The following is a 13,828-nucleotide window of genomic DNA, read 5'->3' as shown; positions in this document are numbered from 1 at the left end:
AGATTACCATATTTTTCTTACGGAGGGAGCATGGCAACGCGCATTGAATTCCAGAAACACGGTGGGCCAGACGTACTGAAAGCGGTGGAGTTCACCCCTGCCGCGCCTGGCGAAAACGAAGTGCAGGTTGAAAACAAAGCCATCGGCATTAACTACATCGACACCTATATTCGCGGCGGTCTCTACCCGCCGCCGTCAATGCCGAGCGGCCTGGGCACCGAGGCAGCCGGTGTCGTCGTCAAAGTGGGCAGCGCGGTTAAGCATATTAAAGAGGGCGACCGCGTGGTGTACGCGCAGTCTGCGCTGGGCGCTTACAGCTCCGTCCACAACATTCCGGCGGATAAAGCCGCCCTGCTGCCTAACGCCATCTCCTTTGAGCAGGCGGCGGCCTCGTTCCTGAAAGGTCTGACGGTTTACTACCTGCTGCGCAAAACCTATGAAATTAAGCCCGACGAGCAGTTCCTGTTCCATGCCGCAGCGGGTGGCGTCGGGCTCATCGCCTGTCAGTGGGCAAAAGCGCTGGGCGCGAAGCTGATCGGCACCGTCGGAAATGCACAAAAAGCGCAGCGCGCGCTGCAGGCGGGCGCCTGGCAGGTGATTAACTACCGTGAAGAGAGCATTGTTGAGCGGCTGAAGGAGATCACCAGCGGCAAAAAAGTGCGCGTGGTGTATGACTCGGTGGGGAAAGACACGTGGGAGGCGTCGCTGGACTGTCTGCAGCGCCGTGGTCTGATGATTAGCTTCGGCAATGCGTCTGGCGCGGTCACCGGCGTTAACCTCGGTATTCTGAATCAGAAAGGTTCGCTGTATGTGACTCGCCCTTCCCTGCAGGGATACATCACCAACCGGGAAGAACTTGAGGAAGCCAGCAACGAGCTGTTCTCGCTGATCGCCAGCGGGGTCATCAAAGTGGATGTGGCAGATGCGCAGAAATTCGCGCTGACCGATGCGCAGCGTGCGCATGAGGTGCTGGAGAGCCGGGCAACGCAGGGGTCGAGCTTGTTGATTCCCTGAGCCCCAAAAAGAAATTGGGCTTCCCGTGGGAAGCCCTTTCTTTTTTTAGTTCGGCTGTATGTAGGGTACAGCTCGATGAATTCTTTAACGGCAGTCATAGTGACAGATTCGATAACTAAATCCTATTCTGTTCTAAGCCATGCCGCCGGAAAAGTTACAAGTATGTGACGAACCCCTCAATACCTTAGTAACGGAAGCGGTTATTGCGCTGATAACTGGGCACTTTTGGCGCTTTAATCGCCCGAATCACCCACACGACCGCAATGGCCAGCAGTAGCCACGGCAATAGTTTGATCGTCAGCGCAAACAGTCCGCCAATAAACATGACCACCGTCGCCACCACGATAGCCGCCAGAATGCCGAGCAGCGAAACGCCTGTCGCTAACAGCATGACAAAAAAGCCAATCACAAAAAGTAGTTCCAGCATGGTGCTCTCCCACGAGTTCCCGAGTAATGCAGTCAGCATTACAAGAATCATGCCAGTATTAACCTGTTGTTATTAAAGCAAAACGCCCCGCGAACGTTCGCAGGGCGTGGTGAATTTGACGAACTTTTAGCGAAAGTTATCGCTTGTCCGCCACCAGTCGCAGCGCATGTTCCAGCACCTCAATATCGGCTCCGGCTTTATGCGCATTCTCGCTCAGGTAGCGGCGCCACTGACGCGCGCCCGGAATACCCTGGAACAGGCCAAGCATATGGCGGGTGATATGACCGAGATAGGTGCCATTGCTCAACTCACGCTCAATGTAGGGGTACATCGCACGCACGACGGCAACCGGATCGGTGTCCGCGCCTTCGATGCCAAAGATTTCGCGATCGACCGTCGCCAGAATGCCCGGATTCTGATACGCCTCGCGGCCGACCATCACGCCATCCATATGCGCCAGATGCGCTTTGGCCTCTTCCAGCGACTTGATGCCGCCGTTGATGGACATCGTCAGGTGCGGGAAGTCACGCTTCAGTTGATACACGCGCGGATAGTCCAGCGGCGGGATCTCACGGTTCTCTTTCGGGCTGAGGCCGGAGAGCCAGGCTTTTCGCGCGTGGATGATGAACATCTCACACTCGCCTTTCCCGGATACCGTGTTGATGAAGTCGCACAGGAATTCGTAGCTGTCCTGGTCGTCAATGCCGATACGGGTTTTGACCGTTACCGGAATGGAGACCACATCGCGCATCGCCTTGATACAGTCCGCTACAAGCTGTGCATTCCCCATCAGACAGGCGCCAAACATGCCGTTCTGCACGCGGTCGGACGGGCAGCCAACGTTCAGGTTGATCTCGTCGTAGCCGCGTTCTTCCGCCAGCTTCGCGCACTGCGCCAGCGCGGCCGGATCGCTGCCGCCCAGCTGCAGGGCAACCGGATGCTCTTCTTCGCTATAGGCCAGATAGTCGCCCTTCCCGTGAATGATTGCGCCCGTGGTCACCATTTCGGTGTACAGCAGCGTATGGCGGGAGAGCTGGCGCAGGAAGTAGCGACAGTGTCTGTCCGTCCAGTCGAGCATCGGCGCAATGGAGAAACGGTGTGCAGGGAAAGCGGTCTGTAATTCTGACGACATGGCGAAGTTTTAAGCATCTGGTGGAAAAGGGGCGCTACTATAGCACAAAGAAAAGCCGGAGGCGCAGCGCCTCCGGTGGACTTTAGAACGTCATGCTCAGCTGAGCCCCGGCGCCCCAGGTTTCGTCCTCGCCGTACAGGCCCATCAGGTCAACATGAACGGTACTGAACGGCGCGAAGCCGACACCGCCGGTAAAGACATTGCTGTCGTTACCCTTCACGTCCGCGCGATAGCCCGCACGCACCGCCAGCCAGCTGAGCGGCGTAACCTCAGCACCGACGCCCACGTACTGCGACGTATCTTCGCTCTTGAAGCCTTTGGTTTCCGTCAGATCGCCATCGGCGGTCAGCGTCACCAGGTCGTTATGCCAGGCGGCGCCGGCGGTCACCAGCGGACGGATCTGGTAGGTGTCTTTGTAGCTCACCACTTCTCCCGTCCGGCCGTTGCGGATACGGATATCTTTGGTGTCGATATCGCGCGACATCAGGTTTTGACCGCTCACGCCAACCGTCCAGTGTTCGCCGAAATCAGCCGCGATACCGGCATCGACGTTAAAGCCCGTGTCGTCCGTGCGGTAGCGGCTGTCGTTCCACTTGTTACTGTCGTAATCGTAGATTGACGTGGTGTAGTTATAGACCCAGGTTTTTTGCAGCTTTGGCGTCACGCCCACGGAAACAGGGACACCGCCGAGGTCAAACTGACGGGCAACGGCAACACCATAGTCGGACACAATCGCTGCCCGGCCAGACGCCGTTGAGTTGAGATTTTTAGTGATTTGATCCGTGCCGTTCAGCGCAGCGTCCAGGGCAACACCGGCAGCCACCACCTTGCTTTGTTGAATACCGCGCAGATAATCAATATCTTGCTGATCGATAGACGAACTCACCCGCCCATGGGCGTAGCCTTTCGCCATAAAGGCCACGGAAAGCACATCGTTAGGGATACTCACGGCAAGCCCAGCACCTGCCGTCGCGCGTGCGGTTTTACCCTTGAGATAGTCCAGCTCATCGGCCAGATCTTTGGCCGCGCCCTGGAATTGATTAATGGAACCTAACGGATTGGTGATGATCTCCCTTGGCGTGAGGTCATCAACCACATCCTTATAGTGATTGATTTTGTCGTTGATGGTATCAATCTCGTCCTGAAGATTGTCCTCATCCGTCACCTGTACGCCAACGGACGGCAAAATGACCGTCACATCATCGTCCGGTTTTGCCTTTGCCAGCAACGCAGGGTTGATTAACGCCCCGCTACCATAGCTCCCGGAGGCAACGCCAGTGCCACCCATTGCGTCGCTACGTGATTCTGTCCAGGTATTGGCTGCTCCCGCCTGATTTGCCATAAACAAGGAAACAGCGATACTAACCACCGAAAATTTAAAATTTTTTTTCACAGTATGCCCGTTATAGTCTGTTATGAAATAACCCCTGTCTGTTATCACCCAAACAGGAACGAACTATTGCTGTGAATAAGTAGTAAAAGACCCGCTATTTCTATCCCTAAGTAAAACTCCCTTACGGCCTGTTATATTTTGTGACGGCCCTCAATATTTATAGAAGAGGAAATTATTTTTTCCCAGGTTTTCCATCATGCGGTCCAAAAAACTGGGGCGGGTGGTCTACCCAGCGATCCTCACGGGTAGCGGCATACACGGGGTTGAGCGGATAGTAGATGCGGTTGTGCTTTTTGTTGGCCTCGCCAACGACCAGTAACCGCACCTCTTCGTCCGTGTTGTTGATAAAGGTGTGGCAGATACCGGTTCCGGCAGGAAACCCCACGCTGTCGCCCGGTTCAAGTTTCCATAAATAGCCATTGATCCACGCTTCTGGATGACCTTCGAGCACATAAACGAACTCTTCTTCATCGCTTTCCGCGTGCGGATAGGACGTCCTGCGCCCGGGCGGTAAACGCTCGTGATGGATACCAATGCGCCCGAGCCCAAGCTTGCGAGCCAACGGGGCGCCGATAGAAAAACGCTCATCGCTATCTGGATAGGTCGAATCATCCGCGCCTTCAACGTCGCGCCAGTGTCGAATACAGTCAGGTTTTTTCATTGTTTATTTCCCGGTTTGCAATGGGTCAGGTATAGCACAGACTGGCGGATCTCGGCGTTTTTACCAGAACATGATAAAGTAGGGGTTTCCGTCCTATAACATCCGGGGTGCTAAATGGATAAGTCCACAAAAGAGCTGTTAGCGCAGGCCGAAAAGCTGTGTTCGCAACGCAATGTGCGCCTGACTCCGCAGCGCCTTGAAGTCTTACGTCTGATGAGCCTGCAGCAGGGTGCTATCAGCGCCTACGATCTGCTGGACCTGCTCCGCGAAAGCGAGCCGCAGGCGAAACCTCCGACCGTGTATCGCGCCCTGGATTTCCTGCTGGTACAAGGATTCGTGCACAAAGTTGAGTCCACAAACAGCTATGTGTTGTGCCATCTGTTCGATCAGCCCACCCATACATCGGCGATGTTTATCTGCGACCGCTGCGGCGTGGTGAAAGAAGAGGCTGCGGAAGGCGTGGAAGATATTATGCATACGCTGGCGGCGAAAATGGGTTTTGCCCTGCGTCATAACGTGATTGAAGCGCACGGACTGTGCTCTGCCTGCGTGGAAGTGGAAGCCTGCCGTCATCAGGACGCGTGTCAGCACGACCACTCTATTCTTGTGAAGAAAAAACCGCGTTAACGGCAAAAGAAAAGGCGGCTCATGGCCGCCCTCAGGGTGTACTTCCTTGTACTTGCGGGTATAGCCCGGTTACCAGCGGTAGTCGTTGCGTTTTTCCCAGTCGCCCACTTCTCTTTCCGCCTGGTCTTTCGCGTAGCCGTAACGCTCCTGGATTTTACCGACAAGCTGATCGCGTTTACCTTCAATGACGGTCATATCGTCATCGGTCAGCTTACCCCACTGTTCTTTCGCTTTACCTTTGAACTGCTTCCAGTTGCCGCCGATTTCGTCTTTATTCATCATCGTGTCCTCTTAGTTAAGCGTCGGGTCGTAACGTCCGTTACGTTCTTTTCTGCTGGACGTGATAATTATTGTAGTTAAGGATTCGGCAGTTGATTTCATATTCGGAATCTTTAACCGTCACGATATATCGTGACGTGAAGGGAACCAGGTATCGTTTTGCCAGTGGCGGTGCCAGATAAAAGCCAGCGATATCCCTCGCAGCGAGAGGAAAACGGCCAGGGCCAGCCACAAACCGTGATTACCCAGCCAGGGAAGCGTCAGCAGCGTCAGACCAAACCCGGCCGCCGCGACCGCCATGCTGTTACGCATTTCCGCTCCGCGCGTCGCACCAATGAACATGCCGTCCAGCAGATAACACCAGACGCCGACCACCGGTAAGATGACTTGCCAGATGAGATAGTGACTCGCCAGCTCGCGCAGCGCAGGAAGAGACGTAAGCAACGCGACAATTTGCTCACCAAAGCAGGCGTAAACCAGGCCAAACGCCAGCGCCACCAGCCCAGACTGGCGGCAGGCTGCCCGCCAGACGTCCCTAAGCTGCTCGCTTTCGCGCGCCCCGTACGCCTGCCCGGAATGCGCTTCTACCGCATAGGCAAATCCGTCCAGCGCGTAGGCGGTAAAGGTCAGCAGCGTCATCAATACCGCGTTGACCGCGACGATTTCTGGCCCCAGTCGGGCCCCGAAAACCGTCAGCGCGCCGAAGCAGAGCTGAAGCAGCAGCGAGCGCAGCATGATGTCACGATTGAGCGCCAGCAGCCTACGGATATTGCCGCGCCATGCGGTTTTGAGCAGCGCCAGGGAGATCCCGCGCATCGCCAGCACGCGCCAGACCATCCACAGACCGATAATCAAGGTTCCGTATTCGGCAATCGCCGTCGCCAGCGCCGCGCCCTGCACGTTCATATTCAGGCCCATTACCAGCCAGACATCCAGCACAATGTTGAGAAGGTTGCCTACCACCAGCAAAATCACTGGCGCACGGGCGTACTGAACGCCCAGTAGCCACCCCAGCAGAACCAGGTTTGCCAGCGAGGCGGGCGCGCTGAGCCAGCGAATTTCAAGGAAACGTCGCGCCTGCGCCAGTACCGCCTCGCTGCCGCCAACAACATGGAGCGCAAGGTCGATCAGGGGCGTACGTAATAAAACGATTAACACTCCCGCGCCAAGCGCAAGGATCAGCGGCTGGACCAGCGCGCGCGCCAGACGCAGCGGATCTTTTGCACCATAAGCCTGTGCCGTGAGTCCGGTGGTGCTCATGCGCAAAAAGAGCAGCAGCATAAACAGGAAGCTGGTTGCCGTTGCGCCAATCGCCACGCCGCCAAGATAAACAGGCGAATCAAGATGACCAATAACGGCAGTATCGACCAGCCCCAGCAAGGGCACGGTGATATTGGAAAAAATCATCGGCAGAGCGAGACGCCACAATGCCTTATCTGATTCCGTCAGCAGTGACATGAAAAATACCGGGAGTGGAGAATGAAGCAGGCTACAGCGGCGCCATAGCCTGTCAGGAAGAGATTACAGCCATTCACCGTTGCGAATGACCCCAACCGCCAGTCCTTCGATAGAGAAGTTGTGTTCGCGGAGATCGACCACAATCGGGGAGAACTCGTTGTTTTCAGGCAGCAGCTGAACGGTGTTACCCTGTTTTTTCAGACGCTTGACGGTAACTTCATCATCAATGCGCGCGACAACTACCTGGCCGTTACGCACATCCTGCGTTTTGTGCACCGCAAGCAGATCGCCATCAAGAATACCGATGTCTTTCATCGACATACCGCTAACGCGCAGCAGGAAATCTGCGCTCGGTTTGAACATGCCAGGATCGACCTGGTAGTGGCCTTCAATATGTTGCTGTGCCAGTAAAGGCTCACCGGCGGCAACACGGCCTATCAGCGGAATGCCCGTCTCTTCTTCCACCAGCAGGCGGATACCGCGTGACGCGCCTGAAACAATCTCAATCACGCCTTTACGCGCCAGCGCTTTCAGGTGTTCTTCGGCAGCATTCGGAGAACGGAAGCCCAGACGCTGCGCGATTTCCGCACGCGTGGGTGGCATACCCGTCTGGCCGATATGATCCCGGATGAGATCAAACACCTCTTGCTGCCTGGTCGTTAACGCTTTCATTCCGCCCCCTGGGTGTATATACAGTTATGCTGTGAGTATATACAGTCAAAGGCGATTTTGGAACCAAAAACTGCACAAAAAACCAGGGACTTAATTATTCCTCGAGGCTCATCGGAAATGTGACCAAAGCAGCGTGACCCAGGTGATAACGGCAGTGATAATCGCCAGCAACACGGCAGCAGAGCCCATGTCTTTTGCGCGGCCAGAAAGCTCGTGGAAATCTGAACCAATGCGATCAACAACGGCTTCAATAGCGCTATTAAGAATTTCCACTATCATCACCAGAAGCACGGAACCGATTAGAAGTACGCGGGTAATAGCATCAACATCAAGGAAACAGGCGATGATCACCGCGATGATAGCGGCGACGCCCTCCTGGCGAAAGGCGGCTTCGTTGATCCACGCGGCACGGAAACCTTTCCATGAATAGCCGGCGGCTTTGATGATACGCGTTAACCCAGTGGTATTATTGGCCATTAAAAGAACCTTTTATGAAAAAAAGCGTCAGTAACAGGAACTGTAGCGCGTTTCGCTACAGCCTGAAGTATGACGGGTAACAACAGAAATTTTGCGCGCTTTCTGTTATCCTTGCGCCGCAATTGCATTATTAACCAGAGGCTTTACATCGTTTATGTCCGGCTGGCCACGAATTTACTACAAATTACTTAATTTACCATTAAGCATCCTGGTAAAAAGCAAGTCTATCCCAGCAGAACCCGCGCTGGAATTGGGGCTCGATACCTCGCGTCCTATTATGTACGTTTTGCCTTATAACTCGAAGGCAGACTTACTGACGCTTCGCGCCCAGTGTCTGGCGCATGACTTACCGGACCCGCTTGAACCGCTTGAAGTTGACGGTACGCTGCTGCCGCGCTACGTGTTCATTCACGGTGGACCGCGCGTGTTTACCTACTACACGCCAAAAGAAGAGTCCATCAAGCTGTTCCACGACTATCTTGACCTGCACCGCAGCAACCCCGATCTGGATGTGCAGATGGTGCCGGTATCGGTGATGTTTGGTCGTCGTCCGGGCCGTGAAAAAGGTGAAGAGAATCCGCCGCTGCGCATGCTTAACGGCATCCAGAAGTTCTTCGCGGTCTCCTGGCTGGGACGCGACAGCTTTGTGCGTTTCTCCCCTTCCGTTTCGCTGCGTCGTATGGCGGACGAGCACGGTACCGACAAGATCATCGCGCAAAAACTGGCGCGCGTGGCGCGTATGCACTTCGCCCGCCAGCGCCTCGCTGCCGTAGGACCGCGTCTCCCGGCGCGTCAGGATCTGTTCAACAAGCTGCTGGCCTCCAAAGCGATTGCCCGCGCCGTTGAAGACGAAGCGCGCAGCAAGAAAATATCGCATGAGAAAGCCCAGCAGAACGCCATTGCGCTGATGGAAGAGATTGCAGCGAACTTCTCTTACGAGATGATTCGCCTGTCCGATCGTATTCTCGGCTTTACCTGGAACCGCCTGTATCAGGGCATCAACGTTCATAATGCTGAACGTGTGCGTCAGCTGGCGCACGATGGCCATGAGATTGTCTATGTTCCCTGCCACCGCAGCCACATGGACTACCTGCTTCTTTCCTACGTGCTCTATCACCAGGGGCTGGTACCGCCGCACATTGCTGCCGGTATCAACCTGAATTTCTGGCCAGCAGGTCCGATTTTCCGCCGCCTGGGCGCGTTCTTTATCCGTCGCACCTTCAAGGGCAACAAGCTCTACTCCACCGTGTTCCGCGAGTATCTGGGCGAGCTGTTCAGCCGCGGCTATTCCGTGGAGTACTTCGTGGAAGGCGGTCGTTCCCGTACCGGACGTCTGCTCGATCCGAAGACCGGCACGCTGTCGATGACCATTCAGGCGATGCTGCGCGGAGGAACCCGTCCAATCACGCTGGTGCCAATCTACATTGGCTATGAGCACGTGATGGAAGTGGGCACGTACGCCAAAGAGCTGCGCGGTGCGACCAAAGAGAAAGAGAGCCTGCCGCAGATGCTGCGCGGTTTGAGCAAGCTACGCAACCTCGGTCAGGGCTACGTGAACTTCGGCGAACCCATGCCGCTGATGACGTATCTGAACCATCACGTTCCCGAGTGGCGCGAGTCCATCGATCCTATCGAAGCGATTCGTCCGGCCTGGCTGACGCCAACGGTCAACGGCATCGCGTCCGAGCTGATGGTGCGTATTAACAACGCCGGTGCGGCTAACGCCATGAACCTGTGCTGTACGGCGCTTCTGGCTTCGCGTCAGCGCTCGCTGACCCGCGAACAGCTCACGGAGCAGCTGGATTGCTATCTGGACATGATGCGCAACGTGCCGTATTCCGTTGATTCAACCGTGCCTTCTGCTACCGCCAGTGAGCTTATCGATCACGCGCTGCAGATGAACAAGTTTGAAGTCGAAAAGGACACGATCGGCGACATCATTATTCTGCCGCGCGAGCAGGCAGTGCTGATGACCTACTACCGCAACAACATCACCCATATGCTGATGCTGCCGTCGCTCATGGCGGCTATCATCACCCAGCATCGCCGTATTTCGCGTCAGGAGCTATTGCGTCACGTTGAGACGCTCTATCCGATGCTGAAAGCGGAGCTGTTCCTGCGCTGGAGCAAAGACGAGCTGGCGGGCGAACTGGACAAACTGACGGAAGAGCTGCGTCGTCAGGGGCTGATCACCGTCTCAAACGACGAGCTGCACATCAATCCGTCGCGTTCCCGAACTCTGCAACTGCTTGCGGCCGGTGCGCGCGAAACGCTGCAGCGCTACGCCATTACGTTCTGGCTGCTGAGTGCGAACCCGTCTATCAACCGCGGCACGCTGGAGAAAGAGAGCCGGACGCTGGCACAGCGCCTGTCCGTTCTGCACGGCATTAACGCCCCGGAGTTCTTCGACAAAGCGGTCTTCAGCTCTCTGGTCCTGACGCTGCGTGATGAAGGCTACATCAGCGATACGGGAGATGCCGAGCCGGAAGAGACGCTGAAGGTGTACCAGATGCTGGCCGAACTCATTACGTCGGATGTGCGTTTGACGATCGAGAGCGCGACGCAGGGCGAGTGATGTGAAAAAGCCGGGTTGGTGGTTTCACCTGACCCGGCCTGGCGTTCTGCATAATATAAAGGCCCGGTAAGCGTTAACGCTACCGGGCCTTATTTTTGAGCCTTGTTAAATCACCGCATTCAGCTCAGCAGTGTGAAAGCAATCATCCCGACAATGGCGCCCGTCGTGCCAAGGATGGTTTCCATCAGCGTCCAGGTTTTCAGGGTTTGCGCTTCGGTGGCGCCGGTAAATTTACCGAACAGCCAGAAGCCCGCGTCGTTAACGTGAGAGACCACAATCGAACCGCCCGCGATACAAATAGACAGCGCCGCCATCTGCGCACCGGAATAGTTCAGCTGTTCAATCACCGGCATCACCAGACCCACGGCGGTTAAGCACGCCACGGTTGCGGAACCCTGGATGATACGCACCGCCGCAGCCAGCACGAAGCAGGTGACCGCAATCGGCAGGCCCATCCCGGTCAGCGCTTCGCCCAGAGCCGGACCCACGCCGGAATCCACCAGCACCTGCTTGAACACGCCGCCAGCGCCGATCACCAGCAGGATAATACCCGCAGGCTGCAGCGCGGCACCGCAGATCTCCATCACCCGGTCTTTTGGCATTCCCTGACGCATCGCCAGGCCGTAAATCGCCACCAGACAGGCCACCAGGATCGCCGTGAACGGGTGGCCGATGAACTCGAACCATTCGTAGGCGCTGGAACCTACCGGCACAAAGCGCGCGGCGATGGTTTTCAGACCCACGAGAACCAGCGGGAGCAGGATCAGCGACAGGCTGAAGCCGAAGGACGGCATTTTGCCCTCGCCCAGGTGCGGCTCGGTGATGTCGTCCGGAATATGCAGCTCAACGTAACGGCTGATGAAGTTGCCCCACAGCGGACCGGCAATAATCATCCCCGGGATTGCCGCGCACAGACCAATCAGGATCATCCAGCCAAAGTCAGCGTGCATCTGGGACGCCAGCAGCATCGGCGCAGGCCCCGGCAGCAGAAACGCTGCGGCCGCCGCCACGCCCGCAAACAGCGGAATAACCAGCTTCACGAGGTTAGTGCCGGTATGGCGCGCCATGGAGAACGCGACGCTTATCAGCAGCACAACGGCCACTTCGAAGAACAGCGGCAGCGCGCAAATCAGGCCAGCCAGACCAATCGCGTAGTGCGCGCGGCTGTGGCCAAAGGATTTCAGCATCTTGACGGCAATCTGGTCGACCGCGCCCGTCTCGTGCAAAATCTTGCCAAACATCGCGCCAAGGGCGACCACAATCGCCAGGAAGCCCAGCGTGCCTCCCATCCCTTTTTCCATCGTCGCGGCGATCTTGTCGAGCGGCATACCGGAAAAGAGACCTGCACCTATAGAAACCACCATCAAAGCGACAAAAGCGTGCATACGCGCCTTCATCACTAAAAACAGCAGCAGCAACACGGAACCCACTGCTGTCAAAACTAGCGTTAATGTACTCAAAACTTACTGCCTTTTATTAATGACCTCGATGGTGCTGGCAACAACACCTTCCAGTGACTGATCGATATCAACCACTAAGACATCTTTCTCATCTTCACCCGGCTCCTGCAGCGCTTCGAACTGCGTCACCAGCATCTGGGTTTTGAAGAAGTGACCTTTACGCGCCTTCAGACGGCTTTCAATCACCTCGAAATCCCCTTTCAGGTAGATGAAAGAGAGGTTCGGGTTGCCGTCGCGCAGCAGTTCGCGGTAGGTTTTTTTCAGCGCAGAGCAGACGATCAGGGAGACTTTGTTGGTACGCTGCATGGCGAACGCGGCGTCATTCAGCGCCTGCAACCACGGTTTGCGGTCGTCGTCGTTCAGCGGCTCGCCGGAGGCCATTTTCATGATGTTGCTGCGCGGATGGAGGAAGTCGCCATCAAGGAACGCAGCCTGGAGTTGATGCGCCACTTCGCTGGCTACGGCTGATTTCCCGCTACCGGAAACGCCCATCAGGACGTAGACGTGGTGATCGTGATTAGTCGTGCTCAAAGGGTGTCCCTCAGTCAATTGTTACGGGTAACAGTTATCGGTAACATTGTCCTGCCGGGGCAAAAGAGAAGCAATATCCAAACGTGCGCGAAGTGAATAAGTGTGAGCTACTTCAAATTTGTCAGTTCAAATAGATCCACCCGGTGACAAGGTGAAACCTAAATCTAACATTTTTGGGGTAACCGTCTCGCCACGAATGCGCGCCAGCAGGCGTTCTGCGCCAATGCGGCCCATACGTTCACGCGGGGTCAGGACGCTCGCCAGACGCGGCTCCATCACCTGGCCAATGTCGTGGCCGTGGAAACCGGCAATTGCCATATCATCCGGGATCTTGAGCCCCAGACGCTGACACTCAAACGCCGCGCCGACCGCAAGGTCATCGTTGGTACAGAAAATACCGTCCAGTTGCGGATACTCACGTCGTGCCTGACGCATCAGCTCAATACCCGACGTATAGGAAGAGGACTGCTCCACCATCACGCTGTAGGGGGTTAAGTTCGCGTCGAGCATCGCCTGCTCGTATCCCTTCTGTTTGATGATAGTACGTTCATCAAGACGCGCACCCAGATAGGCGATATGACGATGCCCACGGGCAATGATGGCCGCCGTCATCTGGCGCGCCGCTTCGAAGTTATCGAACCCCACGGCGATATCGAGGCACGGCGACTGGCTGTCCATCAGCTCCACCACCGGGATACCGGCCACTTCGATCATTTTGAGCGTGCGGGCAGTATGGGTACGTTCCGTTAAAATCAGGCCGTCGATATTCCAGGAAAGCATCGATTCAAGACGTTCCTCTTCCAGTTCCGGCTTGTACCCGTAGTGGGCGAGCATGGTCTGATAGCCAAAAGCATCGGTGACGCTTTCAATGCCGCGCAAAACTTCGGCGAAAACCTGGTTGGTCAGGGAAGGAAGCAGGACGCCCACCGCACGACTGGTCGCATTGGAGAGAATATCGGGCGCGCGGTTGGGGATATAACCCAGTTCATCAAGAGCCGCGGCAATCTTGCCACGCAACGCCACGGAAACCTGTTCCGGGTTACGTAAAAAACGGCTGACCGTCATTTTGGTCACACCGACGCGATCGGCGACATCCTGAAGTACGGGGCGTTTCTTTTTCAT

General features: G+C 56.1%; 14 protein-coding genes. 3 read left to right on the top strand and 11 right to left on the bottom strand.

The features are described 5' to 3' along the window. The first annotated feature begins 30 nt into the window (after positions 1–30). Positions 31–1,014, top strand: a complete 984-nt coding sequence (locus LBF07_RS12890) for a quinone oxidoreductase (RefSeq protein ID WP_094935057.1) — start codon at positions 31–33, stop codon at positions 1,012–1,014. 184 nt (positions 1,015–1,198) lie between these two features. Here LBF07_RS12890 and pspG read toward each other — a convergent pair whose 3' ends face one another. From pspG to LBF07_RS12870, 4 genes are all read right to left on the bottom strand, one after another. Next, entirely contained in the window at positions 1,199–1,441 is a 243-nt protein-coding gene (pspG, locus tag LBF07_RS12885; protein ID WP_023310044.1) for an envelope stress response protein PspG, read from the bottom strand. 136 nt (positions 1,442–1,577) lie between these two features. Next, on the bottom strand, positions 1,578–2,573 hold the full coding sequence (gene dusA, locus LBF07_RS12880; protein WP_045355242.1) for a tRNA dihydrouridine(20/20a) synthase DusA: 996 nt from the start codon (positions 2,571–2,573) through the stop codon (positions 1,578–1,580). An 82-nt stretch (positions 2,574–2,655) separates the two neighbouring features. Beyond that, the gene (locus LBF07_RS12875; RefSeq protein ID WP_033144404.1) at positions 2,656–3,966 is read right to left on the bottom strand and encodes a conjugal transfer protein TraF; all 1,311 of its coding nucleotides are present in this window, start codon (positions 3,964–3,966) and stop codon (positions 2,656–2,658) included. 172 nt (positions 3,967–4,138) lie between these two features. Then, positions 4,139–4,627 (bottom strand): cupin domain-containing protein, encoded by a 489-nt coding sequence (locus tag LBF07_RS12870; protein WP_023310041.1) that lies wholly within the window; start codon positions 4,625–4,627, stop codon positions 4,139–4,141. A gap of 114 nt (positions 4,628–4,741) precedes the next feature. On the opposite strand from LBF07_RS12870, the gene zur reads away from it, so the two are divergent. Then, positions 4,742–5,254 (top strand): zinc uptake transcriptional repressor Zur, encoded by a 513-nt coding sequence (zur, locus tag LBF07_RS12865; protein WP_094935058.1) that lies wholly within the window; start codon positions 4,742–4,744, stop codon positions 5,252–5,254. 69 nt (positions 5,255–5,323) lie between these two features. Here zur and LBF07_RS12860 read toward each other — a convergent pair whose 3' ends face one another. From LBF07_RS12860 to LBF07_RS12845, 4 genes are all read right to left on the bottom strand, one after another. Then, entirely contained in the window at positions 5,324–5,533 is a 210-nt protein-coding gene (locus LBF07_RS12860) for a CsbD family protein (RefSeq protein WP_094935059.1), read from the bottom strand. Between the two features lie 120 nt (positions 5,534–5,653). Next, positions 5,654–6,991 carry an MATE family efflux transporter DinF gene (gene dinF / locus LBF07_RS12855; protein WP_094935060.1) on the bottom strand — a complete coding sequence of 446 codons (1,338 nt, stop codon included), beginning with the start codon at positions 6,989–6,991 and terminating at the stop codon, positions 5,654–5,656. 63 nt (positions 6,992–7,054) lie between these two features. Then, positions 7,055–7,663, bottom strand: a complete 609-nt coding sequence (gene lexA / locus LBF07_RS12850; RefSeq protein ID WP_023310039.1) for a transcriptional repressor LexA — start codon at positions 7,661–7,663, stop codon at positions 7,055–7,057. Between the two features lie 108 nt (positions 7,664–7,771). Further along, positions 7,772–8,140: a diacylglycerol kinase gene (locus LBF07_RS12845; protein WP_023334158.1), complete on the bottom strand. Its 369-nt coding sequence runs from the start codon at positions 8,138–8,140 to the stop codon at positions 7,772–7,774. Positions 8,141–8,294: 154 nt separating this feature from the next. Here LBF07_RS12845 and plsB point away from each other — a divergent pair, with 154 nt between their 5' ends. Then, a complete protein-coding gene (gene plsB / locus LBF07_RS12840) occupies positions 8,295–10,715 on the top strand; it encodes a glycerol-3-phosphate 1-O-acyltransferase PlsB (protein WP_033144402.1) in 2,421 nt (806 codons plus the stop codon). A gap of 119 nt (positions 10,716–10,834) precedes the next feature. On the opposite strand, the gene gntU is transcribed toward plsB, so the two are convergent. From gntU to gntR, 3 genes are all read right to left on the bottom strand, one after another. Continuing rightward, entirely contained in the window at positions 10,835–12,175 is a 1,341-nt protein-coding gene (gntU, locus tag LBF07_RS12835) for a gluconate transporter (RefSeq protein ID WP_010436459.1), read from the bottom strand. A 3-nt stretch (positions 12,176–12,178) separates the two neighbouring features. After that, positions 12,179–12,706: a gluconokinase gene (gene gntK / locus LBF07_RS12830; protein WP_094935061.1), complete on the bottom strand. Its 528-nt coding sequence runs from the start codon at positions 12,704–12,706 to the stop codon at positions 12,179–12,181. 126 nt (positions 12,707–12,832) lie between these two features. Further along, the gene (gntR, locus tag LBF07_RS12825; protein WP_021242747.1) at positions 12,833–13,828 is read right to left on the bottom strand and encodes a gluconate operon transcriptional repressor GntR; all 996 of its coding nucleotides are present in this window, start codon (positions 13,826–13,828) and stop codon (positions 12,833–12,835) included.

This window comes from Enterobacter cloacae complex sp. ECL352, from assembly GCF_020149545.1.
GTDB lineage: Bacteria > Pseudomonadota > Gammaproteobacteria > Enterobacterales > Enterobacteriaceae > Enterobacter > Enterobacter asburiae_B.
Note: the sequence above shows the minus strand (reverse complement) of the source record. Positions and strands in the feature narration are given on the sequence as shown.

Bases quoted from the DNA above. Each gene is read 5' to 3' on its own strand.
- plsB (WP_033144402.1), top strand. From the start codon at position 8,295: ATGTCCGGCTGGCCACGAATTTACTACAAATTACTTAATTTACCATTA.
- LBF07_RS12860 (WP_094935059.1), bottom strand. From the start codon at position 5,533: ATGAATAAAGACGAAATCGGCGGCAACTGGAAGCAGTTCAAAGGTAAA.
- zur (WP_094935058.1), top strand. From the start codon at position 4,742: ATGGATAAGTCCACAAAAGAGCTGTTAGCGCAGGCCGAAAAGCTGTGT.
- dinF (WP_094935060.1), bottom strand. From the start codon at position 6,991: ATGTCACTGCTGACGGAATCAGATAAGGCATTGTGGCGTCTCGCTCTG.
- pspG (WP_023310044.1), bottom strand. From the start codon at position 1,441: ATGCTGGAACTACTTTTTGTGATTGGCTTTTTTGTCATGCTGTTAGCG.
- LBF07_RS12845 (WP_023334158.1), bottom strand. From the start codon at position 8,140: ATGGCCAATAATACCACTGGGTTAACGCGTATCATCAAAGCCGCCGGC.
- LBF07_RS12870 (WP_023310041.1), bottom strand. From the start codon at position 4,627: ATGAAAAAACCTGACTGTATTCGACACTGGCGCGACGTTGAAGGCGCG.
- LBF07_RS12890 (WP_094935057.1), top strand. From the start codon at position 31: ATGGCAACGCGCATTGAATTCCAGAAACACGGTGGGCCAGACGTACTG.
- lexA (WP_023310039.1), bottom strand. From the start codon at position 7,663: ATGAAAGCGTTAACGACCAGGCAGCAAGAGGTGTTTGATCTCATCCGG.
- dusA (WP_045355242.1), bottom strand. From the start codon at position 2,573: ATGTCGTCAGAATTACAGACCGCTTTCCCTGCACACCGTTTCTCCATT.
- gntR (WP_021242747.1), bottom strand. From the start codon at position 13,828: ATGAAAAAGAAACGCCCCGTACTTCAGGATGTCGCCGATCGCGTCGGT.